The sequence below is a fragment of the Thiomicrospira sp. S5 genome (assembly GCF_003991075.1).
Taxonomy (GTDB): domain Bacteria; phylum Pseudomonadota; class Gammaproteobacteria; order Thiomicrospirales; family Thiomicrospiraceae; genus Hydrogenovibrio; species Hydrogenovibrio thermophilus.
The window spans coordinates 686,528-708,512 of sequence record NZ_CP014470.1; the positions used below are offsets into that span (position 1 = coordinate 686,528).

Consider the following 21,985-nt stretch of genomic DNA (forward strand, 5'->3'; position numbering starts at 1 on the left):
TGAGCAATCGGTTTTAAGCCGGTGGCATTAAGCTTTCGAGATGGTCGAACAGTGCACCGGCGATGTTCAACCCATATTGTTCGTCCAACTCCCGAATGCAGGTCGGGCTGGTGACGTTGATTTCGGTGATGTAATCGCCGATGACGTCCAATCCCACAAAGTGCAGCCCTTTACGACGCAAGGTCGGCGCAATCTGTTCACATAACCATTCATCCCGTTCCGTTAAAGCTACGCCCACGCCTTGGCCGCCGGCGGCAATGTTGCCGCGGGTTTCCCCTTCGGCGGGAATGCGCGCCAGCGCATACGGCATGGGTTCGCCATTCACCAATAGAATACGTTTGTCACCCTGTTTGATTTCCGGTAGATAAATTTGCGCCATAATGTGATGACGCCCGTGATCGGTCATGGTTTCGATAATGACGTTGATGTTCGGGTCTTGTGCGGTGACCCGGAAAATCGACGCGCCGCCCATTGCATCCAAAGGTTTCAAGATGACATCCTGGTGGTCTTGGATGAATTGCTTCAAGCGAGCGGCATCGGCAGCGACCAGTGTCGGCGGAATGCACTGCGGGAACCAGCTGGCGAACAGCTTTTCATTGGCGTCGCGCAGGGACTGCGGTTTGTTGACCACCAGTACGCCCTGTGCTTCAGCCAGCTCCAGCATATGGGTGGCGTATAGATAGTCGTTATTGAACGGCGGATCCTGACGAATCAAAATAATATCCAATTCGTTCAAATCGGTTTCATGGCTAGCACCGAAACCATAGAACTGTGAGGTGGTGTCGCTTTTGGCTCGGTCCCAGACTTTCAGTTCGGTGGTTTCGGCAAAGGGCCGACCGTTCTTTAAAAACAAGTCGGTCGGTTCCATATAGTGCAGTTGGTGGCCGCGGCGTTGGGCTTCCAGCAGCATGGCGAAGGAACTGTCTTTATAAGGTTTGATGTCCGCGATCGGGTCCATCACGATGCCGACGTTCAGTAAACTCATGAGGCGGCCTTTTTTTCGTCGGAAGCTTCGCGTTTGGCATCGGCGATTTCACGTGCCGCGGCCAGCAAGGCCAGACGGGCCACTACGCCGTAGGCATAAAAGCGGTTCGGGCTGGCATCCGGAGCCTGGGTTTGGTCCGGCATCACGCAGGAAGTCGCAAACGAAAGGGATTCGAAATGCATGCCCGGGGAATTCAAATTGTCGGTGGCGGTTTTACCGGTGTGCACTCGGTAAAAGCCTCCGACCACTTGGTTATGAATCATGTAGACCACCGGCTCCGCCACGGCGTCATTGATGGTTTCGTGGGTGTAAACACCTTCCTGCACCAGCATTTGTTTGGCAACCAATCCTTCCTTGGCGGAGGACATCTTGTTGCGTTGTTTGCGGTTGAGGTTCAGAACGTCTTCCGGGGTATCGACCGACATGATGGCCATGCCATAAGTGCCGCTGTCGGATTTGACGATGGCAAACGGCTTACAGGCGATGTCGTGCTGGTCATAATAACGTTGGGTTTCCTGCAAGACGGTATTGACCGCGCCGGCCAGACATTCCAACCCTTCACGCTCCTTAAAGTCCACCGGACCGCATTGCATCGACATGGGGTTAATCAACCAAGGGTCGATGTCGACCATTTTCGAAAATTCGTTGGAGACGTTTTTGTAGTGGTCGAAATGCTCGGTTTTAAAGCGATCGGCCCAGCCCAGGTCCAGCGGCGGCAGTAAGGTTTGATCGATGTTCTCCAGGATTTCCGGGCGGCCGCTGGACAAATCGTTGTTCAACAGGACGGCGCATGGAAAGAAGTCGTCGACCCCGACGCGGTCGTCCTGTTTTTCCAGAGGACGAAGCACCAGCGTTTTGCCGGACGGCAGCTCGATTTCGGTGCGCTCGGTGATTTCTGGGTTCAGGCTGCCGATGTGCACTTCGTAGCCGGCGGCAATCAGGATTTCCTGCAAGACGGCGAGGTTCTCCAGATAAAACTGGTTTCGGGTATGGTTCTCCGGAATCAGCAGAACGCCGTCGGCAATCGGACAGGCTTGGGTGACGGCGCTTTGCGCGGCTTGAATCGCCAAAGGGCGTAAGTCGGGGTGTAGGTTGTTGAAACCGGCCGGGAACAGATTGGTATCAACCGGTGCCAGTTTATAACCGGCGTTGCGCAAATCCACCGATGCATAGAAAGGCGCGGGCGTTTCTTTAAATTGTTTTCGGAACCAGCATTCGATGTCCGCCTGGTGATTAAGCAAATGTTCTTCCAGTTCCAGAAGGGGACCGGTGAGGGCCGTTTGCAGGTGGGGGACTTGATTGGTTGATAATGGCATAGTGTTCTCGAATGTTAAACAGTAAAGGTTATGAGAGCTTTGTACGAGATGATTACACGGATAAAAATGGTTAAAAACCGCCTGATTGTCGTTGTAAAACTTGCCAATAGCGAGCTATTAGCTGCGTTTTACGCCTTGATCAGTCAGTTTTTTCCTCATTTTTCTCTCGCATCTCACTCATGCAAAGTTCTCATTATACAAAATCGTTTCCGGTTTGCAGGTCGCTGTTTGCGTCATGAGGCGGTCATCGGGGTGTTGAAATCCCCCCATAGCGTTTGCAAGGCGGCGAGAATCACCGGGGCGGCGGTTTCGGTGCGCAAAATGCGCGGCCCAAGTTGGATGGCCGTCAAGCCCGCGGCCACGGCTTGGTCGACTTCATCATCCGTCAAGCCGCCTTCCGGCCCGATGAGCAAGTGAATGGGACTTTCCGCCAAACTTGGGTTTAATGTGGTCAGGGAGTGCTCCGCCGTAGGGCTGAGCACCAGTCCGCTCGGAGCGTTCGCGGCTTTCAGCCAGGCCTGGTAGGTTTCGGGTTGGGCAATTTCCGGCACCACATTGCGGTTGGATTGCTCACAGGCGTTGATGGCGATGTCTTGCCATTGACGACGTTTCTTGTCCTGTTTGTCGCCGCTCAGCTTCACATCACAGCGTTCGGTGAACAGCGGTTGAATGCGGGTCACGCCGAGTTCCACCGCTTTCTGGATGCTGTAATCCATACGGTCGCCTTTGGAGATGCCTTGCAATAAAACCGTTTCCAACGGCGATTCGGTCACCGGTGACGCCGTACTTTCGATGACTACGTCGGCGGTGCGGCGGCTGGTGTGCAATAGTGTGGCTTGGGCACAGGTGCCGCGCCCGTCAAAGACTTCGACCGGTCGGTCATGTTTCAAGCGCAACACCGTCAGAGCGTAATGCGCCTGATCCTTGTCCAAAGACAGGGTTTGCCCGGCGGTCAGGTCGGCGGGCAGATAGAAACGCGGAATTCTCATGATGCGCCCGAAATCAGCGGTCTTTAAACGTCAGTTGGTTAACGATATTCAACACCGGTTTGGATTGGTTCATGCTGTAAAAGTGCAGACCGGGGGCACCGGCGTCCAGCAAACGTTGTGACAGTTCCGTGACCACGTCTTCACCGAATGCTAGCAAACTTTCCTGGTCGTCTTCAAAGCTTTCCAGACGACATTTCAACCAACGGGGCACTTCCGCGCCACAGCCTTCGGAGAAACGCACCAGGTTTTCATAGTTGGTGATCGGCATGATGCCCGGCACAATCGGAAGGTCGATGCCGGAGCGCTCGCAGTTGTCGATGAAATACAGGTAGCTGTCGACATTGTAAAAATATTGGGTGATGGCGGAGTCGGCACCTTGTTCCACCTTGTGTTTGAACCATTTGATGCCGATGTTGCAGTTACGCGCTTGCGGATGGGTTTCCGGGTAGGCGGCCACTTCCAGCTTGAAGGTATCGCCACGCTCGCGTCGGATGAAGGCGATGAGGTCGCTGGCGTATTTGAATTCGCCCGGATCCATCATGCCGGACGGCAGGTCGCCGCGCAGAGCGACGATGCGCTTGATGCCCATGGCTTCGTAAGTGTCGAGCAACTCCAGAACACTTTCCTCGGACGCGCCGATGCAGGTCAAGTGTGGCGCCGCTTCGTTATCGGTTTCGGTTTGGATGTAACGCACCGTATCGATGGTACGGCTTTGGGTGGTGCCGCCGGCACCGTAAGTCACGGACATGTATTCCGGCTGAATCGGTGAGAGTTCCTGAATAACGGTTTTCAGCTTTTCCATGCCTTTTTCGGTACGGGGCGGGAAGAATTCCAAGCTGATTTTTTGTTCATATTGTTGTTGTGACTGCATGTGTTTTCCTTGCGCTTTTCTGGATGATCGCCGTATTAAACGGCGGTCAGGCGATGAGGCGGCCGGGGTCAGCGAAACAGGTCGCTTAGAGTCCGGCGTCGGCTTTCAGGGCCTCGGCTTTGTCGGTCTTTTCCCAGGTGAAATCCGGCAATTCGCGGCCGAAATGGCCGTAGGACGCCGTCTGGCGATAAATCGGACGATACAGGTCGAGCATCGCGATCAGGCCTTTCGGACGCAAATCGAAATGTTCGCGCACCAGTTGTTCGATGCGGCTGACCGGAATGCGTTCGGTGCCGAAGGTGTCGATGCTGATGGAGGTCGGTTCCGCGACGCCGATGGCGTAGGAGACCTGAATCTCGCATTTGTCTGCCAAACCGGCCGCGACGATGTTTTTCGCCACATAACGACCGGCATAGGCCGCGGAGCGGTCCACTTTGGATGGGTCTTTGCCCGAGAAGGCTCCGCCGCCGTGACGGGCCATGCCGCCGTAGGTGTCGACAATGATTTTACGGCCGGTCAAACCGGCATCGCCCACCGGTCCACCGATGACGAAACGCCCGGTCGGGTTGATGTGGTATTGAGTATCGGCATGGAGCCATTCGGCCGGGAGCACCGGCTTGATGATTTCTTCCATGACCGCTTCGTGCAGGTGTTTGTTGTCGATGTCCGGCGAATGCTGGGTGGACAATACCACGGCATCAATGGCGACCGGTTGGCCGTTTTCATAGCGCAAGGTTACTTGGCTTTTGGCGTCCGGTCTCAGCCAGTTCAATTGGCCGGATTTGCGGCAGTCGGCTTGTTTTTCCATCAAGCGGTGAGCATAAAAAATCGGCGCCGGCATCAATACCTCAGTTTCGTTGGAGGCGTAACCGAACATTAAGCCCTGATCGCCCGCACCTTGTTCGTGGTCATTGGATTCGTCCACGCCCTGGGCGATTTCCGGGGACTGTTTACCGATGGAACTCAGTACCGCGCAGGTGCTGCCGTCAAAGCCCAGGTCGCCGTGGTTGTAGCCGATGTCATTCACGACTTTTCGTACGAGTTCTTCCTGGTCGACCCAGGCTTCGGTGGTGATTTCCCCGCCCAGCATGACCATGCCGGTTTTGACAAAGGTTTCGCAGGCGACGCGTGCTTTCGGGTCCTGTTTTAGGATGGCGTCCAGCATGGCATCTGAAATTTGGTCGGCGATTTTGTCTGGGTGGCCTTCGGAAACGGATTCAGACGTAAATACAGTGGTGGTCATGGATAACTGTCCTCAAGTTTTAGTATTGCAAAGTTGAGATACGGAATATCAGGCGGGAAAGGATGAAACGTCTCCTCGCTTTAGCCGTACTTATTTAGGCGCCCGCAAGCTGATGAGTCAAATCGGCGCTAGGCGCAATTTTCGTTAAATTGTGCGGTAGATGCAAGTTTTTTATCGAATTTTGGGGAATTTAGACTTGGTTTTATTGGGGAAATGTCTGGAATTGCTGGGCCTAAAAACCGTAAGGTGTTTACTCTGAATGCTATGGTATGCCGTGAATGGCGGGGGAGTATCATCAAACTGTCATATTGGCGTGACTGGCATTTTGTTACCATTCGCTTCAAATTGGGTCTTTGGGCGCAGGTGCCGGAGGCAGAGAAATTGAAACGGAGTGAGTCGTGGAAAGAGTGACTTTGCCGGACGAAAAATGTTCCGGCTTACAACATTCGCCATTGGGCCGGGAATTGAAAGATATTTTCGATCACCAGCGGATTCAAACGCATTTTCAGCCGATTGTGGGCCTGAAAACGCGTTCCGTGTTTGCGTTTGAAGCTTTAACGCGCGGCCCGGATAATTCCGCCTTGTATTCACCCGCCCATCTGTTCCGTTTGGCGTCGGATCACGGCTGCTTGCTGGAAATGGATTTGATGGCGCGCCGGGTGTCCATTAAAAACTTTATGAAAGCGGTGGCACAGCATCAGAACCAGGCTAAGCTGTTTCTGAATGTGTCGGTCAGCTCGTTGATGAATGTCGACCACCGTTCCGGCCTGACACTGGATTGCTTGAATTATTATGGTTTGAATATTCATCAGGTGGTGATTGAAATTACCGAATTGCAGCCGGTGGAGGACAGCGGCCTGTTTCTGAACGCCATTCAACATTACCGCAAGATGGGGTTCAAGGTCGCTATTGATGATTTAGGGTCCGGTTATAACGGCTTGAAGCTGTGGTCGGAGGTCAAACCCGATTTCGTAAAAATCGATAAACACTTTATTGCCAACATCGACAAGCAAGCCGACAAATATCGGTTTATGGAAACCATTCTGACTCTGGCGAAAAGCATGGGAACCAAGATCATTGCAGAAGGCGTGGAAACCGAAGCCGAATTGCAGATTTTGGAAAAACTGGGCGTGGATTTTGTGCAAGGGTATTTGTTGAAACGCCCGTCGCCGTCCACGGCCCTGACATTGGATTACAAGTGGAACGAAGTCGTTCAGGATGTGACTAATCCGAAAGAAACGGTGAAGTTGTTGTGTCGGGAAGCGTTCACCATGCCTTTGAGCACGACGATTGATCAGATGACGGACGAGTTGTTACAGCGCCCGGGAGTGGATTATGTGCCGATTGTCGAGAAGGGGCAAGTGCATGGCATGGTGTGGCGGCGCGAATTGACCGAGCTGCTGGCCAGTAAATTTGGGCGCGATTTGCACGGCCGCAAAAACATCGCTAAATTGATGGACCCGTCGCCGCTGGTGTTCGATATCAATACGCCATTGGTGGAAGCGAGTCGGGAAATCACCGAAAACGGTTCCTACGATAAGGGCACCTTTATTTTGACCGATAAGGGCAATTACAAAGGCTGTGGTTCCTTTATGGAATTGTTGCGGGTCATCACCGACTTGAAAATCCGCAGTGCGCAGTACGCCAATCCGCTGTCCGGTTTACCGGGCAATGTGCCGATTCAGAATATGATTCAGGAATACCTCGATCGTCAGTCGCCGTTTGTGGTGATTTACGTCGACGTCGATAATTTCAAGCCGTATAACGATTATTACAGTTTCGAACAGGGGGATCAGGTCATCAGCGCGGTGGCGCGGGTGTTGAAAGAGTCCCTCGGTGTGCAGGAAGCCTTTATCGGGCATGTCGGTGGGGACGATTTTGTGGTGGTGATGCCGGATATGCAATATGAAATGGTGTGTCAGCGCATTTTGAAAGGCTTCCAGTTCGCCAGTTTGAATTTTTACACTCAGGAAGACCGTCATCGCGGCGGCATTTATGCCGAGGACCGAGCGGGTGAAAAGGTTTTCTTTCCAATGATGTCGTTATCGCTGGGGGTGTTGCTGGTGCATCCCGGCGTGTTCGACCACACTCAAAAACTATCGTCTTACGCCACGCGCGCCAAAAAAGGTGCCAAATCCCAAGGGGGCAACACCTATTATGTGGTGGACTCCCGTCAAGTCGGGCTGATGCGCGCCTGACCGAGTCAATTCACTTCTTTTAAGCTTGTTTGAATCGTGTGATAGGATGTTGCTTTTGGCCAGGCCTGGTCGGTTTTGGTCTTTTAAAAAATCAGTCATAACAAAGACTTGGGTTTTACCCGTTGAATCTTTTTTGCTTGCAAAGTGGTCAGGTTCATGTAAAATTAGCCGCTTTTTTCAAAACAGGTACGAAATTATGTCGACCGTGAAAACTGAAAATCAAACACCGTTGGTCGGTGTCATTATGGGGTCCAAATCGGACTGGCCTACCATGAAAAACGCCGTGGACATGCTGGAGCAATTCGGTGTGCCTTATGAGGTCAAGGTGGTGTCCGCGCACCGAACGCCGGATTTGATGTTTGAATACGCCCAAACGGCTGAAGCCCGTGGCTTGCAAGTCATCATTGCCGGTGCCGGCGGTGCGGCGCATTTGCCGGGCATGGTTGCCGCCAAGACCATCGTGCCTGTTTTGGGTGTGCCGGTTCAATCTCGTGCCTTGAGCGGTGAAGATTCGCTGTTGTCCATCGTGCAGATGCCGGGCGGCATTCCGGTCGGTACCTTGGCCATCGGCGACGCCGGTGCCAAGAACGCCGGTATCCTGGCGTCGCAAATGGTCGGCACACATATCCCGGCTGTGCGTGAAGCCGTGCGCGCTTTCCGTGAAGCACAAACCCAGTTCGTGTTGGATAACCCGGATCCGCGCGACTGACGTTTCGCGAGTAGATTCCCTACCCAGTTCGCGGCTTTTCACGTAAAATACCTGTCTTGTCCTTTTCCGGTCGAATAACCGGAAAAGGCGCTCAATGTCATGCATGACCATCGGTCGAATGAATAAGTCATCACCACAGCAAACAACGGAAATTGAGGAGCGATATGACGCCTATCACAAAGAAAATCGGTGTTTTGGGAGCCGGCCAATTGGGCCGTATGTTGGCGATTGCCGGCTATCCGCTCGGGCAGAAGTTCGGTTTTTTGGGCACCAGTCATGACGAACCATCCGCCTTGCTGGGGCAGATGTACACTGATGAAGTCGAGTCCTTGAAAGACCTGGTCAAGTTTTCCGATGTGATGACCTATGAAAGCGAGAACACCTCGGTGGAAATGGTGCGTGAAATCGCTCGTAGCATTCCGGTGTATCCGGGCGAAAAGTCGTTGTATTATTCTCAGCATCGCGGCCGTGAAAAAGGCTTATTCGATGAACTGAGCATTCCGTGTGCGCCTTACCAAGTGGTGGATTCGTTGGAAAACCTGACTCAGGCGGTGGAAGAAATCGGGTTGCCGGCCATTCTGAAAACCACCACCGAAGGGTATGATGGCAAGGGGCAATTCGTCCTCAAGGAAAAGTCGCAAATCGACCAGGCCTGGAAAGCCATCGGCGGCCGGGAATTGATTCTGGAAGGATTCATCGATTTCAGTCGCGAATTGTCGATTGTCGCGGTGCGCAATGCCGATAACGAGCACGTTTACTATCCGTTGGTGCAGAACGTTCATCATGAGGGCATTTTGCGTTACACCATTGCGCCGGCTCGGCAAATTTCCGAGACCGTCCAGACGCAGGCTGAAGCCTATATGAAGGCCTTGCTGGACAAGCTGGATCATGTTGGCGTGCTGACGTTGGAGTTATTCGAAACGGTTGATGGGTTAGTCGCGAATGAAATGGCGCCGCGTGTGCATAATTCCGGCCACTGGACCATTGAAGGTGCTTTGACCAGCCAGTTCGAAAACCATGTGCGGGCCATCACCGGACTGCCGTTGGGCGATACGTCGCCGCGTCAACCGGTGGCGGCGATGATTAACATCATCGGCGAAACCGGCCCGGTGGCGGAGGTGTTGAAAATGCCGAACGCTTTCCTGCATTTATACGATAAAGCCGAAAGAGCGGGGCGCAAGCTGGGGCACATCAATCTAGTTGCTGATTCGGAAGACGCGCTGTACGAACAGATCAAACAGTTGAGCGCATTTTTGCCTGCCGAGGACAAGAGCGAATCTTAAGCAGAGACGTCCGATTTGGTTACGACTGGGTATAACTGAGCAGTTGACTCATGGTCAACGCCAGGTCGGACGGAATCACGCCGGCCTGGCTGGTTTGGTTTGCCAGCACGTCACCGCTGTGGGCGTGTAACGACACGCCCAAACACGCCGCTTCAAACAAATCCATGCCTTGCGCCAGAAAGCTGGTGATGGCGCCAGTCAATACATCGCCCATGCCGCCGACTGCCATACCGGCGTTGCCCGCCGTACACAGTTCCATACGTCTCCCGTCATACACCAAAGTGCCGTTGCCTTTTAACACCACCACGCCGCCGTAACGTTTTTGCAATGCCATCACTGCTTTGAAACGGTCTCGCTGGATGTCTGCAGTATCGGTGCCGAGCAAGCGGGCAGCTTCGCCCGGATGTGGTGTCAGCACCCAGTTAGGTTGTGTTTGCGGCTGCTTGGCCAGTAGGTTCAGTGCATCGGCATCCATGACTTTGGGAATGGATTGGGATGATTCAGCGTCCAGAATACATTGGAATAAGGCCTGCGCCCAGTCGTCCTGACCGAGGCCGGGGCCCAATCCGATGGCGCTGGTTTGCGGCAGAAGATCGGTTAAATCGTTTGGTAAATAGGTCATCAATTCCGGTTGCGCTTGGGTGAGCGCGACCAAGTGTTCCGGTTGCGTGACAATTTTCACCAGGCCTGCTCCGCTGGTTAAGCTGGCCAAACCGGCCAGTTGGATGGCGCCCATCATATGGTGATTGCCGCCCGCTAATAATACGGTGCCTTGGCGGCCTTTATGGCTGGAAGCGGTGACCGGCGGTCGTTTCGCCAGCCAGTCTTTCAAAGAGTGGTTGTGCGCGATGGGCGTTTGCGCTTGGTAGCTGTCCCGGCTGAGGAATAGCGGGCTGAAATGAATCTTGCCGGCGGTTTCCGGGCCCATATGGGTGTATAACCCAGGTTTCTGGGTGATGAAGGTGCAGGTGTGCGACGCGCGGATGGCGGTGCCGAGAATGTGGCCGGTGTCGGCGTGTAGGCCACTGGGAATATCGATGGCCAGCACCGGTTTGTGGGCGTCGTTCACCTGTTGGAATATCTCGGCGAAGTCGCCGGAAACCGGCTGATTCAAGCCGGTACCGAAAACCGCGTCCACGACGATATCGGCATCCTGTAACCGGTTGCTGTCAAAGGGAGTGGGCGACAAGCCGAGCGCTTTGAGCTCCTGTAACGCCGCGAGGGCATCGCCGCGAATCTTCGTTTCATCCCCTAACAGTACCGCCGTGACCTGACGTCCTTCCAGCAGGGCGTATTGCGCCAGCACCCAGCCGTCGCCGCCGTTATTGCCACTGCCGCACAGCAGGAGAATTTTTTCGGCGTTCGGTTGGGTTTCTTTCAATGTCTGGTAGGCGAAATAGGCGGCACGCTTCATCAGCAGCAGGCCTGGCTGTTTTTGGGTTTCGATGGCGTAGCGGTCGATGGCGCGGCTTTGGGCCGCAGTGTAAAAATCAATGGTCGGCATTCGGCACCTGCTGAGTTTGGAAGCGTGGCGGAAAAGACGATCGCGGTTTACGCGTCGTCATGTTGTTCATTATACGCTGGGTACCTTTTAAATAAACAGGGCGATGAGTATTGCGCCGAGAATAAAGCGATACCAAGCAAAAGGCGCCATGCCGATGGAATTAATCCATTTCAGAAAGAGTGCAATCACGGCGTAAGCCGTCAGGCCGGACAGAATGACGCCGCCGATCATGGCATCCCATTGCACCGGGTGGGCGCTGTCGAGAAGGTCTTTTAGTTTTAACAGACCGGCGCCGAGGATAATCGGAATGGACAATAGGAAAGAGAAGCGGGCCGCCGCTTCACGTGTCAACCCGACCATCAGCGCGGCGGTGATGGTGATGCCGGAGCGCGAGGTGCCGGGAATCAGCGCCAAAGCCTGTGCAAACCCGATGATGAGGATGTCTTTGAAACTTAAGCTGCGTTCGTCGCGAATGCGTTTACCTTTGACGTCCGACCACCAGAGCAGAGCGCCGAACCCGATGGTGGTTGCGGCGATAATCAGCGGGTCGCGTAGCGCTTCTTCCAAACCGTTGTTGACGATGAATCCGAAAATGACGGCCGGTAAGGTGGCGAAAATCACCCACCAGGCTAGGCGACTGTTGCTGGTGGGTTGACGGGTGACTAACGAGGTGCTCCAGTCGCGGGTCATGAGCCAGACGTCCTGTCGGAAATACAGTAACACGGCGGACAAGGTACCGATGTGAACCGCGACGTCGAATGCCAAGCCCTGGTCTTGCCAGCCGAAAAGCTGGGGGATGAGGATCAAATGCCCGGAGCTGGAAATCGGCAGAAACTCGGTCAGGCCCTGAATGATGGCGAGAAAAGTGATTTGAATCCAGTCCAGTGTTTGTTCCATGCCGCGTCCTTGTATGAATGGTTTGTTTGGGGCTTTGTCGGTTTAGAGTTGGTGTCTTAAATCGCGGAGCTTAAAGCCCATCAACGACAGGTCGCACCCTTTGGTGAGGGCGATGACTTTGAAGCTTTCGCCCATTTCATCCGGCAGGGTCAGGGTTTTGATTTGCTGGGCGATTTTCAACGATTCGGTAATGTCCATTTCCGGGTCGCCCGACATTTCCAGTAAGCCGCTGCCCATTAAAAAATGCGCTTGGGTGGTGAAGCCGGCTACCTTGAAACCGGCGCCGAAAGCGGATTCCGCCACGGCGGTGAAATCGACGTGGGCGGTGATGTCTTGCAGGCCTGGGTAAAAGAAAGGGTCGCTGTGGGCGCGGTGCTGATAATGGCATCGTAAGGTACCCATGCGGCGGGCCGGCTGGTAGTACTCGCGTCGCGTGTAGCCGTAATCCACCAGCAGTAAAGCGCCGTGGCTCAGAAAGTCGGAAATGGATTGCAGCCAAGGTTGAATGTTGAGGTTGATTTCAGTTTCATAGCCTTGTGACGGTGGGTGGCCGATCTGGTTGAGAATGCCGTTGGCGGCCTTTTGCAAGGTCGGGTCCGTTACCGGATGATACTCCCATTCGAAGCGTTGTTTGCTTTCGTTGTAGGCGACGTAGCCGCGCAGGCTTTGTTCGGCCTCTAAACGTAATTTTTCAACCGGCATGGCATCCAGCACTTCGTTGGCGATGACAACGCCTTCCATGGGCTTTTTGGGTAGCTGATCCAGCCAGACGACTTTTTCGAACAGGGCTTCCGGCAAGGTTTTCAGGGTGGCTTCTTGCCGGGCGCGCAAATCGGCACTGAGTTCGACGATAAAGTAGTGTTCAACCGGTTGTTGCAAAGCGTCCAATTCCAGCAGGATATCCTTGGCCATGGTGCCTTTTCCGGCGCCGAATTCGATGACGTTGGGTTGTTCCAATGATGCCAGAACCTGTGCGGCTTGGCGAGCCAGACAGCGCGAAAAAATCGGTGAAATTTCCGGCGCGGTGATGAAGTCGCCTTGCGCGCCGATTTTAGGTAAACCGCTGGAATAATAGCCCAGGCCGGGTGTATAGAGCGCCATCTGCATGAAGTGGGCGAACGATAAAGAACCGTGGCGTTTGAGCGTTTGGCGGATTTTCTGGGCCAGGGCGTCGCTGCGTTCTTGGTTTTCGGGGGGCGGGGTTGGAAGCTGGTGATTCGGTTTCATGCGAGGCCATTCGATATTTAAATTTACAGGGCAAGTCAATTAAATTCCGCAGAATCTCACTGGGGATTAATCGAACTGCCCTATTATAGTATAGTATCCGTTGAGATTGGATTGGGATTTGGCCGTCTTTTTGCTTAGTCATTATTCAGTCAGAATTTATAGTGCATGAGGCTTGAGCAGACATGAAGTTAGGGATTAAAAAAGTCCATGAAAACGAGTGGTTGGTGCATATCGGTTATGCGTCGATTCGGCTTGACCGTTTTTCGGTGGAATTGCTGAACATCACCTTGGAGCACTTGGTGGCGTTGGAGCATGGCCAAACCCACTCGACCCTGACAAGTTATATTAAACTGGGGTGCCGTATCCGAGAGTTGGACGATGCCGGTGTGCAGTTGCTGGTGCGAGGTGTCGATAACCAGGATTTATTGAAATTGATGGTGATCGCTCAGGACGAGGAATTGAACGAGGCGGTGCTGCGGAATGTCGGCGGCATTCTCGCCAAACAATTGAAAGCGGATATGGCCAACCCGGTACCGCCCAATAATGACGAAGCCAAAGCCGCCATCAAACGGGTGGTCGAAAAGATGTTTGAATTGGAATGTCTGGGCAAAATTGAGTTTTTTGATAAAAATACGCAGTACATTTAGGAAGACGCATGGATATTACCGCCAAACGAGATCACGACGGTCAATACATACTGGAAATGGGACCAGTGTTTTTTGAATTGCCGTTGGAGTCACTGGAATTGTTGCACAAACTGGTCGATGAACGTCTTGGCGGCCAAGCCTCCGACGACATGGAGGGTTTGAATAAAAAATTGAACGCTTATCGTGCGTTGGCAAGCAAGTTGGTGTCGATGGATGACCGCGTATTACAGAAGTTGGCGACGGAAGTGACGCCTGAACAACTGGTGACCATGGTGCGCCTGGCCGATGGCGAGCGCTTGTTTCATAAAGTGATTCGCAATTTATCGCGCCAGAATGGTCAGCAATTCCAGCAGGATTATCACGACTTAAACAAAATTACCGTGCATCAGGCGTCCTTGTATATGGAGCAGGCGGTGCCGAAAATTCGCCAAGCCGCTCAAGAGCAGAAAGCGTTGATGGGACAAGGTTGATAACCGGTTGGGTGTGATTGTGAAAAACGCCCAGGCCTGGGCGTTTTTTGGGTTAGGCTTCAGCGTTGACGTCGGATTTTCAGCCCCACTGAGTCAGCTTCGATAACGGCATTGGGTTTGTGCAATGTCAGTTCAATGGCCGACACGCCGGCATGGTGTTCAAAAAGGTGTTGGCAGATGGCTTCTGCCAGAGATTCAATCAATTCAAAACGGCTGGCGGCGACCAGTTCGATGATTTCATCGCTAATGGCTTTGTAATTAACGGTGTCCGCCAGTCGGTCGGAATTCGCCGCCGCACGCAAATCGGTGCTGAGTGCCAAGTCGAAAATCAGAGGTTGCCTGAATTGTTTTTCCCAATCGTACACTCCGATGATGGCTTGGGTTTTTAAGCCTTGTACGAAGATAGTGTCCTGTGTCATAAATCCCTTCTTATGCCGTTCTGGTCAATCATTTGGTTCGTCTTGCCGGGGAGAACCATGAATTCTATTCGAAATTATCGCATATTTCGTTAAAATAGCGCTTCCAAATCATGGACGAATGTCTCGATTAACCGAGATCAAGACAAATATTAAAAGGATTCTTTAGAGTGGATTTTACAACAATGCAATGGTTGGCGATTTTGGCGGCTTACGGTCTGGGATCGATTTCTTCGGCGATAATCGTTTGTCGGCTGATGGGCTTGGGCGACCCCCGTCAGGACGGTTCCGGGAACCCGGGGGCGACCAATGTTAAGCGGTTGTACGGCTCTAAGCCGGCGGCGGTGACCTTGTTGGGGGATATTCTGAAAGGTTTTGTGCCCGTCGCGTTGGCAAATTATGCCGGTTGGTCTCCGCTTTTGGTGATTTTGATCGGTGTCGCGAGTTTTCTCGGGCATTTGTATCCGGTGTTTTTCGGCTTTCGTGGTGGCAAAGGGGTCGCCACCATGTTGGGGGTGATGTTCGGTTTGTCCTTTCCAATCGGCATTGCCGTGGCGGGGACTTGGCTGTTCGTGGCCAAGGTGTTGAAAATTTCCTCCTTGTCGGCGTTGGTCGCCACGGCTTTGGCGCCTTTGTATATTTATTTTCTGTCGGATGGCGAAATGAGTTGGGTCGGGTTGACGACCTTGATGACGTTGATTCTGTTCTGGCGCCACCGCAGTAATATCCAGCGCCTGCTGAAAGGCGAAGAAGATTTGATTAAAAAAACGCCCAAACCGGATTAAGTTTGGGCGTTTGATGGGGGCTTTAAGTTGGTGTTTGGTTCAGTCGGCTACGTTGTCGATGGGCGCGAGGGATTCCAGGTCCCAGCGCGGTTGGCAGGCAAAGTTTAAATCGTCCGCTTGACCGGCCGCCAAACGTTTTGACCCAGCGTAAGCGATCATGGCCCCGTTGTCGGTGCAGAATTCTAAACGTGGGAAAAAGACTTCGCCGTGGCGTTTGTCCATCAGAGCGCTGAGTTGTTCGCGAATTTCACGGTTGGCGCTGACGCCGCCCGACACCACCAAACGGTTCAAGCCTTCCTGTTCCAAAGCGCGTTTGCATTTAATGCGCAAAGTGTCGGCCACCGCCATTTCGAAGGCTCGGCAAATGTCGGCTTGCGTTTGTTCGGTGGCATCGTTTTCGTTTTTTGCTTTTAACCAAGTGTTCAATGTGTAGGTTTTTAAACCACTGAAGCTCATGTCCAGGCCGGGACGGTCCACCATCGGACGTGGGAATTTGTAGCGGTCCGAAGCACCCTGCAAGGCGCGTTTCGAGACTTCCGGGCCGCCCGGATAGCCCAGCCCGAGCATTTTGGCGGTTTTGTCGAAGGCTTCACCGGCGGCGTCGTCAAGGGTGTCGCCCAGTAAGCGGTAACGACCAATGCCGTCCACGCGGATAATCATGCTGTGGCCGCCGGAGACCAATAAACAAATAAACGGGAATTCGGGCTGGGTGTCTTCCAGCATGGGGGCGAGCAAATGGCCTTCCATATGGTGGACGCCAACGGCGGGAAGCTGCCAGGCAAAGGCCAGACTGCGCGCGACCGCTGCGCCGGAGAGTAGTGCGCCCATTAACCCGGGGCCGCGTGTGTAAGCAATGCCGGTGATGTCTGACGGTTGGATCTGGGCTTTGTCCAATGTTTCACGTACCAGCGGAAGGATTTTACGAACATGGTCGCGCGAGGCCAGTTCCGGCACCACACCGCCGTATTCGGCATGTAATTTGACCTGGCTGTACAGGGAATGTGCCAACAAGCCTTTTTCGGAATGGTAGAGGGCAATGCCCGTTTCGTCGCAAGAAGTCTCAATGCCCAGTGTCAAGGACGGCGTGTTGGTGTCGGTTGTTTGCATAATCAATGGTGGTTGTGAATTGGTTTTATTAAGCGGTGGCCGTTGGGGGATATTCCATCAATTCCATTCCGGCAGCGCTTTTGTTGTTTGAAAGACTCGGAATTTTAACAAAAACACCGGAAATGTCCGAAGTTTTGTTTGCAAAATTAGAAGGTTAATTTTATAATTCGCGTTTTCCTGGTTTTCCTATTGAAAATCGTTAAACGAATTTAAAAGTAAAGAGTAGATTATGCCAAGCGTAAAAGTAAGAGATACCGAACCATTTGACGTAGCCCTACGTCGTTTCAAACGTGCTTGCGAAAAAGCCGGTGTATTGACCGAGTCTCGTAAGCGTGAGTTTTATGAAAAGCCTACTTGGGCTAGAAAGCGCATGAAAGCCGCGGCTGTTAAGCGTCTGGCTAAGCGTTTGTCGCGTGAAAACCGTCGTACGACTCGTATGTACTAAGCATCGGTTTCAGGATTGAATTGATGTCAGAATTAAAAGCGACACTGACTTCCTCGATGAAGGAAGCCATGAAGGCGAAGGAAAAAGAGCGCCTGGCGGTAATCCGTTCCATGCTGGCGGCCATCAAACAAGTTGAAGTGGATAAACAAACCACACTTGAAGACGATGCCGAAGTATTGCCGATTTTGGATAAAATGTTGAAGCAAAGACGGGATTCGCACCAACAATATTTGGATGCGGATCGACCGGAGTTGGCTGAACAGGAAGCCTTTGAGATGACGATCATCCAGGACTTCTTGCCACAAGCTTTGACGGAAGCGGAAATCGCTCAAATGATTGATGAAGCGATTGCGGAAGTGTCTGCCAGCTCCATGCAGGACATGGGCAAAGTCATGGGGCTGTTAAAGCCGAAAATGCAAGGCCGCGCCGATATGGCCGAAGTGAGCAAGTTGATTAAGTCGAAGCTCGGCTAAGCGCTTTTAGTTCAAAAATTGGTTACAATCGTATAAACCCGCAGGTGTGAGCACTGGCGGGTTTTTTGCGTTTAAGGGGTGTGTATTTTTCTGTGGATAAGCTGTGTTCAGATCAAATGAAGGAGCGACGTTAAGTGGCTGGAAAATCGCCTAAGGGCAGTATCCCACGTTCTTTTATCGAAGATTTGCTGGCGCGCGCCGATATTGTGCAAGTCATCAATCAGCGCGTGCCATTGAAAAAGGCCGGTAGCACCTATAAAGCCTGTTGTCCGTTCCACGACGAAAAAACGCCGTCTTTTAATGTCAATCCGCAGAAGCAGTTTTACCACTGTTTTGGTTGTGGCGCCAGCGGGGATGCCATCAAGTTCCTGACGGAATATGACGGTTTGACGTTTGTCGAAGCCGTGGAGACTCTGGCGGCCATGAACGGTATGGAAGTGCCGCGCGAAAAGCTTTCACCGAAAGAAGCCAAACAGCAACAGGCGACGCGTGATTTATACGATGTCATGCATTCGGTCACTAAATTCTACCGCCAGCAACTCAAAAGCCACCCGGCTTCCGAAGAAGCCAAGCAGTACCTCAAACAACGTGGTCTGACGTCCGATATCGCCAAAACCTTCGTCATTGGGTTTGCGCCACCTGGATGGGATAGTTTGGTGTCAGGCCTCAAAGCCGACAATACATTGAAAAAGCAGTTGGTGGAAACCGGCATGTTGGTGCAAAAAGACGATGGTAAGACCTACGATCGTTTTCGCCATCGCATTATGTTCCCGATTCGGGACGGTCGGGGGCGGGTTGTGGCGTTCGGCGGGCGCGTTCTCACCCCGGAAGATCAACCCAAGTACTTGAATTCGCCAGAAACGCCCATATTTCATAAGACATACACGCTTTATGGTCTGTACGAAATGCGCCAGTCGCGCGAAAACCCCGACCATATTCTCGTTGTGGAAGGCTATATGGATGTGGTGGCGTTGGCGCAGTTTGGCATTCGTAATGCCGTCGCCACCTTGGGCACCGCGATTACGGCGGAGCATTTAGATATTCTGTTCCGTCAAGTGAACGAAGTGGTGTTCTGTTTCGACGGGGATGAGGCTGGCAAAAAAGCGGCCTGGAAAGCCTTGGAACTGGCCTTGCCCAATATGGTCGGCACTCGTTCGGTGCGGTTTTTGTTTTTGGACCAGGGCGAAGACCCGGATTCCACTGTTCGCAAAGAAGGCGTGGATGGCTTCAACGCACGGGTCAAGCAATCCATGACCCTGTCCGACTTTTTGTTTAAGGGGTTAATTGGGCGCCTGGGATTGCCATTGACGAGTGCAGAAGGGCAGCAGCAATTAATTGCCCTGGCCAAACCTTACATAACATCCGCGCCGGATGCGATGCCGGATTTGTTAACCAAGATTCTGTCGGATTACGTGGAAATGCCGGTGTGGCGTCTGGGGCAGGTAATGGGCATTCGGGTCTCGTCGACGGCGAAGACGTCAGCGAAACGATCCGAAAAACCGGTGAGTTTAAAAGCGACCAGCGTGGTGTTGAAATTGATTCGCTTGCTGTTGGCTCGGCCTTCGTGGGGCGGCGTGTTTTCCGAGGCTTTGATTGCGGATTTGAAGCGCTCCGATAATGCCGAATACCGCTTTTTGGCACAATTGGTACAGGTATTGCAGGCCAATAATTATGTGCCGGAAGCCGTCACGGCCTGGTTGGGTGAAGCCCCGCGTGAACGGGTGTTGAAGCAGGTTCACGGCATTGAAATACAAAACGACGATACGTTTATCGAAAATGAATTTAAAGCCATCGTGCTGAGAATTGGAACCGAGCTGCAGAAAGAGCGCGACAGAAAGGCCCTGACGGAAAAGTTAATGGGCAAAAACGATTGAGATTCGCGCGGTTTAATTCAGTCTGTTTCCAGGTTTGATTTTGATGAAAATTCAAAATCTTATTGAAAATCTAGTATAATATTCTGTTCTATTTTTTGGAGGGTTCGGTTCCTTCCTTAGAATCTAAAATTGAGGCAAAGATGACAAGAGTAGAAAGAAAGCAGCAGTTAATCGACTTGATTGAAAGAGCCAAGGATCTGGGTTACTTGACGTTTTCCGACGTGAACGATGTTCTGCCGGATGACATCGAGGAAGATCAGCTTGGACAAGTATTAACGATTCTAAGGGATTTCGGGATTCAATTGTTCGAATCCGCGCCGGACTCCGACGAACTTTTGACCAAAGAAGGTGAAACCTTCGACGATGCCGCCGCTGAGGCCGCGATTTTGGCACTGGCGGAAGTCGATGCCGAATTCGGTCGTACCACCGATCCGGTGCGTATGTACATGCGCGAAATGGGGTCGGTCGAACTGTTGACGCGTCAGGGCGAGGTTGAGATTGCCAAGCGTATCGAATACGGCATCCGCGACATGCTGGAAGCCATGGCGAAATACCCGGTGGTTGCGACCGATTTGTTGAACTCTTTCTCTCGCATCGACGAAGGGGAAGGGAAAACCGCCGACTTGATTCAAGGGTTTGTGCGTCCGTCAGACCTGGTGGATATTCCGATTGAAGAATTGTCGCCGGATAACGATTCCGGTGAACCGAAAGAAGACGGTATCAATCAGGAAGAGCTGGACGAGTTCTTGAAAAATCTCGACAAGCTGAATACCGAAACGTTAAAGATGGAGGCCGAAAAAGGCTATTCCGATCCGAAGTCGGTCAAGCAGCGTGCGAAAGTCGTTGAATTGTTGGCGACGGTCAAATTGTCGCCGGTGTTCGTCAACCGTACGATCAAGACCATCAAAATGAAAATCGCCGGCATTCGCGAGCAGGAGCGTAACATCGTAAACGCGGCGATGCGTCAAGCCGGTGTGCCGCGTCCTAGCTTCTTGAAACTGTTCGTCGGTTCCGAAACCGATTACGAATTGATTGATCGTTTGAAAGAAGCGCATTCGGATAAAGCTGATGCGTTGGAAGCGGTGCGTTCCGAAGTGAAGCGGGCGCAAAAGCGTTTGGCGATGATTGAAAAATCGGAAAAAATGCCGATCAACGAATTCAAAACCATCTACAAGGATTTGAGCAAGGCCGAGAGTCAGGCACGTGTCGCCAAGCGTGAAATGATTGAGGCCAACCTGCGTCTGGTTATTTCCATCGCCAAAAAATACACCAACCGTGGTCTGCAATTCCTGGACTTGATTCAGGAAGGCAACATCGGCTTGATGAAAGCGGTGGAAAAGTTCGAATATCGTCGTGGTTACAAGTTCTCCACTTACGCGACTTGGTGGATTCGTCAGGCCATCACCCGTTCGATTGCCGACCAGGCGCGTACCATCCGTATTCCGGTGCACATGATTGAAACCATCAACAAGCTGAACCGAATCCAGCGTCAGTTGTTGCAAAAAATGGGTCGTGAACCGACGCCGGAAGAACTGGCCGAAGAAATGGAAATGCCGGAAGACAAGGTTCGCAAAGTGATGAAAATCGCCAAAGAACCGATTTCCATGGAAACCCCGGTCGGCGACGATGAAGATTCCTCATTGGGCGACTTTATCGAAGATTCCAATATCCTGTCTCCGCAGGATTCCGCCGATTTGGAAGGCATGGGCGAAACCGTTCGTGAAATGCTCAGCACCTTGACGCCGCGCGAAGCTAAAGTGTTGCGTATGCGTTTCGGCTTGGGCATGAACACCGACCACACGTTGGAAGAGGTTGGTAAACAGTTTGACGTAACGCGTGAGCGTATCCGTCAAATCGAAGCCAAAGCCTTGCGCAAACTGCGCCACCCAAGCCGTGCCGAGCGTTTAAAAAGCTTTTTGGACTGATTTCCAAACCGCCTAAAACACGGCAAACATTATGGGCTCGTTCGTAATGGGCCTCTGAAAAACCACCAGGCCTGGTGGTTTTTTCATTTCTTTCCAACGTTTTCATTTCTGACCTGTTCTCGCCTCTAACGCCATTTTATTCGGTCAATGAATCACGCATTTCATTCGAAATAACTCTTATGGAAGTATTCGGGTGGAAACCCTATAATGGAAAAACCTTACTTTTATTTGGAGTATCACCATGCGTGCGCAAGCCAAGCAACCCCAAACCTCTCTGAGCTTCGGCTTGATATTGACCTGTCTTATGGTCATTCTCCCCACTTATGCGTTTTCGGATACCCTTCGCATCGCGACCGATGAATGGTGCCCTTACGACTGCATTCCCAGTCAAAACCAAGGCAAGGTCGGTTATTTGGGCGATTTGATGGAGGAGGCACTGAAAGCGAGAGGGCATGAGGTGGAGTTTGTCGAGGTTTCTTATTACCGAGGTTTGCAACTGATTAGAGAAGGCAAGCTGGACGGCACCATGGCCTGCTTCCGAGAAGAAGCGCCGGATTTCGTGTTTCCCGATTTTCCGTTAGGGATGTGTATTAGGGGCTAAAGCAACAGCACCTTTTTCAG

The 21,985-nt window shown here is 52.5% G+C and carries 21 protein-coding genes; 11 read left to right on the forward strand and 10 right to left on the reverse strand.

The window, feature by feature from the left end; all coding sequences use genetic code 11:
• Positions 1-13: 13 nt before the first annotated feature.
• The 5 genes from gshB to metK all read right to left on the reverse strand — a co-directional run bounded on the left by gshB (position 14) and on the right by metK (position 5,404).
• Positions 14-985 (reverse strand): glutathione synthase, encoded by a 972-nt coding sequence (gene gshB / locus AYJ59_RS03095; RefSeq protein WP_029938768.1) that lies wholly within the window; start codon positions 983-985, stop codon positions 14-16.
• The gene (gshA, locus tag AYJ59_RS03100) at positions 982-2,301 is read right to left on the reverse strand and encodes a glutamate--cysteine ligase (RefSeq protein WP_029938767.1); all 1,320 of its coding nucleotides are present in this window, start codon (positions 2,299-2,301) and stop codon (positions 982-984) included. The genes gshB and gshA overlap by 4 nt, the downstream gene beginning before the upstream one ends.
• Positions 2,302-2,534: 233 nt before the next feature.
• On the reverse strand, positions 2,535-3,290 hold the full coding sequence (locus tag AYJ59_RS03105; protein ID WP_127119306.1) for a 16S rRNA (uracil(1498)-N(3))-methyltransferase: 756 nt from the start codon (positions 3,288-3,290) through the stop codon (positions 2,535-2,537).
• A 13-nt stretch (positions 3,291-3,303) separates the two neighbouring features.
• Positions 3,304-4,161 carry a methylenetetrahydrofolate reductase [NAD(P)H] gene (gene metF / locus AYJ59_RS03110; protein ID WP_127119307.1) on the reverse strand — a complete coding sequence of 286 codons (858 nt, stop codon included), beginning with the start codon at positions 4,159-4,161 and terminating at the stop codon, positions 3,304-3,306.
• A gap of 85 nt (positions 4,162-4,246) precedes the next feature.
• Positions 4,247-5,404 (reverse strand): methionine adenosyltransferase, encoded by a 1,158-nt coding sequence (gene metK / locus AYJ59_RS03115; protein ID WP_127119308.1) that lies wholly within the window; start codon positions 5,402-5,404, stop codon positions 4,247-4,249.
• Positions 5,405-5,802: 398 nt separating this feature from the next.
• Between metK and AYJ59_RS03120 the strand changes: the two genes are divergently transcribed.
• From AYJ59_RS03120 to AYJ59_RS03130, 3 genes are all read left to right on the forward strand, one after another.
• Positions 5,803-7,602, forward strand: a complete 1,800-nt coding sequence (locus tag AYJ59_RS03120; RefSeq protein ID WP_127119309.1) for a GGDEF domain-containing protein — start codon at positions 5,803-5,805, stop codon at positions 7,600-7,602.
• Between the two features lie 196 nt (positions 7,603-7,798).
• Positions 7,799-8,311 (forward strand): 5-(carboxyamino)imidazole ribonucleotide mutase, encoded by a 513-nt coding sequence (gene purE, locus AYJ59_RS03125; RefSeq protein ID WP_029938762.1) that lies wholly within the window; start codon positions 7,799-7,801, stop codon positions 8,309-8,311.
• Positions 8,312-8,475: 164 nt separating this feature from the next.
• The gene (locus AYJ59_RS03130) at positions 8,476-9,594 is read left to right on the forward strand and encodes a 5-(carboxyamino)imidazole ribonucleotide synthase (protein ID WP_127119310.1); all 1,119 of its coding nucleotides are present in this window, start codon (positions 8,476-8,478) and stop codon (positions 9,592-9,594) included.
• A 19-nt stretch (positions 9,595-9,613) separates the two neighbouring features.
• Here AYJ59_RS03130 and AYJ59_RS03135 read toward each other — a convergent pair whose 3' ends face one another.
• The 3 genes from AYJ59_RS03135 to AYJ59_RS03145 all read right to left on the reverse strand — a co-directional run bounded on the left by AYJ59_RS03135 (position 9,614) and on the right by AYJ59_RS03145 (position 13,222).
• Complete coding sequence (locus AYJ59_RS03135) at positions 9,614-11,098, reverse strand: NAD(P)H-hydrate dehydratase (RefSeq protein WP_127119311.1); 1,485 nt, start codon at positions 11,096-11,098, stop codon at positions 9,614-9,616.
• Between the two features lie 87 nt (positions 11,099-11,185).
• Positions 11,186-11,995: an undecaprenyl-diphosphate phosphatase gene (locus AYJ59_RS03140; protein ID WP_206197896.1), complete on the reverse strand. Its 810-nt coding sequence runs from the start codon at positions 11,993-11,995 to the stop codon at positions 11,186-11,188.
• A gap of 42 nt (positions 11,996-12,037) precedes the next feature.
• Positions 12,038-13,222 carry a class I SAM-dependent methyltransferase gene (locus AYJ59_RS03145; RefSeq protein ID WP_127119312.1) on the reverse strand — a complete coding sequence of 395 codons (1,185 nt, stop codon included), beginning with the start codon at positions 13,220-13,222 and terminating at the stop codon, positions 12,038-12,040.
• A 182-nt stretch (positions 13,223-13,404) separates the two neighbouring features.
• Between AYJ59_RS03145 and AYJ59_RS03150 the strand changes: the two genes are divergently transcribed.
• Positions 13,405-13,869 (forward strand): FliG C-terminal domain-containing protein, encoded by a 465-nt coding sequence (locus AYJ59_RS03150; RefSeq protein WP_127119313.1) that lies wholly within the window; start codon positions 13,405-13,407, stop codon positions 13,867-13,869.
• An 8-nt stretch (positions 13,870-13,877) separates the two neighbouring features.
• Positions 13,878-14,339: a FliG C-terminal domain-containing protein gene (locus AYJ59_RS03155; protein ID WP_127119314.1), complete on the forward strand. Its 462-nt coding sequence runs from the start codon at positions 13,878-13,880 to the stop codon at positions 14,337-14,339.
• A 59-nt stretch (positions 14,340-14,398) separates the two neighbouring features.
• Here the strand turns inward: AYJ59_RS03155 and folB are convergent, their stop codons facing one another.
• Complete coding sequence (gene folB / locus AYJ59_RS03160) at positions 14,399-14,758, reverse strand: dihydroneopterin aldolase (RefSeq protein WP_127119315.1); 360 nt, start codon at positions 14,756-14,758, stop codon at positions 14,399-14,401.
• Positions 14,759-14,940: 182 nt separating this feature from the next.
• Here folB and plsY point away from each other — a divergent pair, with 182 nt between their 5' ends.
• Positions 14,941-15,540 carry a glycerol-3-phosphate 1-O-acyltransferase PlsY gene (plsY, locus tag AYJ59_RS03165; RefSeq protein WP_127120369.1) on the forward strand — a complete coding sequence of 200 codons (600 nt, stop codon included), beginning with the start codon at positions 14,941-14,943 and terminating at the stop codon, positions 15,538-15,540.
• A gap of 39 nt (positions 15,541-15,579) precedes the next feature.
• On the opposite strand, the gene tsaD is transcribed toward plsY, so the two are convergent.
• The gene (tsaD, locus tag AYJ59_RS03170; protein WP_127119316.1) at positions 15,580-16,647 is read right to left on the reverse strand and encodes a tRNA (adenosine(37)-N6)-threonylcarbamoyltransferase complex transferase subunit TsaD; all 1,068 of its coding nucleotides are present in this window, start codon (positions 16,645-16,647) and stop codon (positions 15,580-15,582) included.
• A gap of 229 nt (positions 16,648-16,876) precedes the next feature.
• Between tsaD and rpsU the strand changes: the two genes are divergently transcribed.
• From rpsU to AYJ59_RS03195, 5 genes are all read left to right on the forward strand, one after another.
• Positions 16,877-17,092: a 30S ribosomal protein S21 gene (gene rpsU / locus AYJ59_RS03175; protein ID WP_011371230.1), complete on the forward strand. Its 216-nt coding sequence runs from the start codon at positions 16,877-16,879 to the stop codon at positions 17,090-17,092.
• Positions 17,093-17,115: 23 nt separating this feature from the next.
• Positions 17,116-17,565, forward strand: a complete 450-nt coding sequence (locus tag AYJ59_RS03180) for a GatB/YqeY domain-containing protein (RefSeq protein WP_127119317.1) — start codon at positions 17,116-17,118, stop codon at positions 17,563-17,565.
• A 134-nt stretch (positions 17,566-17,699) separates the two neighbouring features.
• Positions 17,700-19,439 carry a DNA primase gene (gene dnaG, locus AYJ59_RS03185; RefSeq protein WP_206197897.1) on the forward strand — a complete coding sequence of 580 codons (1,740 nt, stop codon included), beginning with the start codon at positions 17,700-17,702 and terminating at the stop codon, positions 19,437-19,439.
• Positions 19,440-19,579: 140 nt separating this feature from the next.
• Positions 19,580-21,364: an RNA polymerase sigma factor RpoD gene (gene rpoD / locus AYJ59_RS03190; RefSeq protein ID WP_029938749.1), complete on the forward strand. Its 1,785-nt coding sequence runs from the start codon at positions 19,580-19,582 to the stop codon at positions 21,362-21,364.
• A gap of 241 nt (positions 21,365-21,605) precedes the next feature.
• On the forward strand, positions 21,606-21,965 hold the full coding sequence (locus AYJ59_RS03195) for a hypothetical protein (protein WP_127119318.1): 360 nt from the start codon (positions 21,606-21,608) through the stop codon (positions 21,963-21,965).
• Positions 21,966-21,985 lie beyond the last annotated feature (20 nt).

Bases quoted from the DNA above. Each gene is read 5' to 3' on its own strand.
- gshB (WP_029938768.1), bottom strand. From the start codon at position 985: ATGAGTTTACTGAACGTCGGCATCGTGATGGACCCGATCGCGGACATC.
- gshA (WP_029938767.1), bottom strand. From the start codon at position 2,301: ATGCCATTATCAACCAATCAAGTCCCCCACCTGCAAACGGCCCTCACC.
- AYJ59_RS03105 (WP_127119306.1), bottom strand. From the start codon at position 3,290: ATGAGAATTCCGCGTTTCTATCTGCCCGCCGACCTGACCGCCGGGCAA.
- metF (WP_127119307.1), bottom strand. From the start codon at position 4,161: ATGCAGTCACAACAACAATATGAACAAAAAATCAGCTTGGAATTCTTC.
- metK (WP_127119308.1), bottom strand. From the start codon at position 5,404: ATGACCACCACTGTATTTACGTCTGAATCCGTTTCCGAAGGCCACCCA.
- purE (WP_029938762.1), top strand. From the start codon at position 7,799: ATGTCGACCGTGAAAACTGAAAATCAAACACCGTTGGTCGGTGTCATT.
- AYJ59_RS03130 (WP_127119310.1), top strand. From the start codon at position 8,476: ATGACGCCTATCACAAAGAAAATCGGTGTTTTGGGAGCCGGCCAATTG.
- AYJ59_RS03135 (WP_127119311.1), bottom strand. From the start codon at position 11,098: ATGCCGACCATTGATTTTTACACTGCGGCCCAAAGCCGCGCCATCGAC.
- AYJ59_RS03140 (WP_206197896.1), bottom strand. From the start codon at position 11,995: ATGGAACAAACACTGGACTGGATTCAAATCACTTTTCTCGCCATCATT.
- AYJ59_RS03145 (WP_127119312.1), bottom strand. From the start codon at position 13,222: ATGAAACCGAATCACCAGCTTCCAACCCCGCCCCCCGAAAACCAAGAA.
- AYJ59_RS03150 (WP_127119313.1), top strand. From the start codon at position 13,405: ATGAAGTTAGGGATTAAAAAAGTCCATGAAAACGAGTGGTTGGTGCAT.
- AYJ59_RS03155 (WP_127119314.1), top strand. From the start codon at position 13,878: ATGGATATTACCGCCAAACGAGATCACGACGGTCAATACATACTGGAA.
- folB (WP_127119315.1), bottom strand. From the start codon at position 14,758: ATGACACAGGACACTATCTTCGTACAAGGCTTAAAAACCCAAGCCATC.
- plsY (WP_127120369.1), top strand. From the start codon at position 14,941: ATGCAATGGTTGGCGATTTTGGCGGCTTACGGTCTGGGATCGATTTCT.
- tsaD (WP_127119316.1), bottom strand. From the start codon at position 16,647: ATGCAAACAACCGACACCAACACGCCGTCCTTGACACTGGGCATTGAG.
- rpsU (WP_011371230.1), top strand. From the start codon at position 16,877: ATGCCAAGCGTAAAAGTAAGAGATACCGAACCATTTGACGTAGCCCTA.
- AYJ59_RS03180 (WP_127119317.1), top strand. From the start codon at position 17,116: ATGTCAGAATTAAAAGCGACACTGACTTCCTCGATGAAGGAAGCCATG.
- rpoD (WP_029938749.1), top strand. From the start codon at position 19,580: ATGACAAGAGTAGAAAGAAAGCAGCAGTTAATCGACTTGATTGAAAGA.
- AYJ59_RS03195 (WP_127119318.1), top strand. From the start codon at position 21,606: ATGCGTGCGCAAGCCAAGCAACCCCAAACCTCTCTGAGCTTCGGCTTG.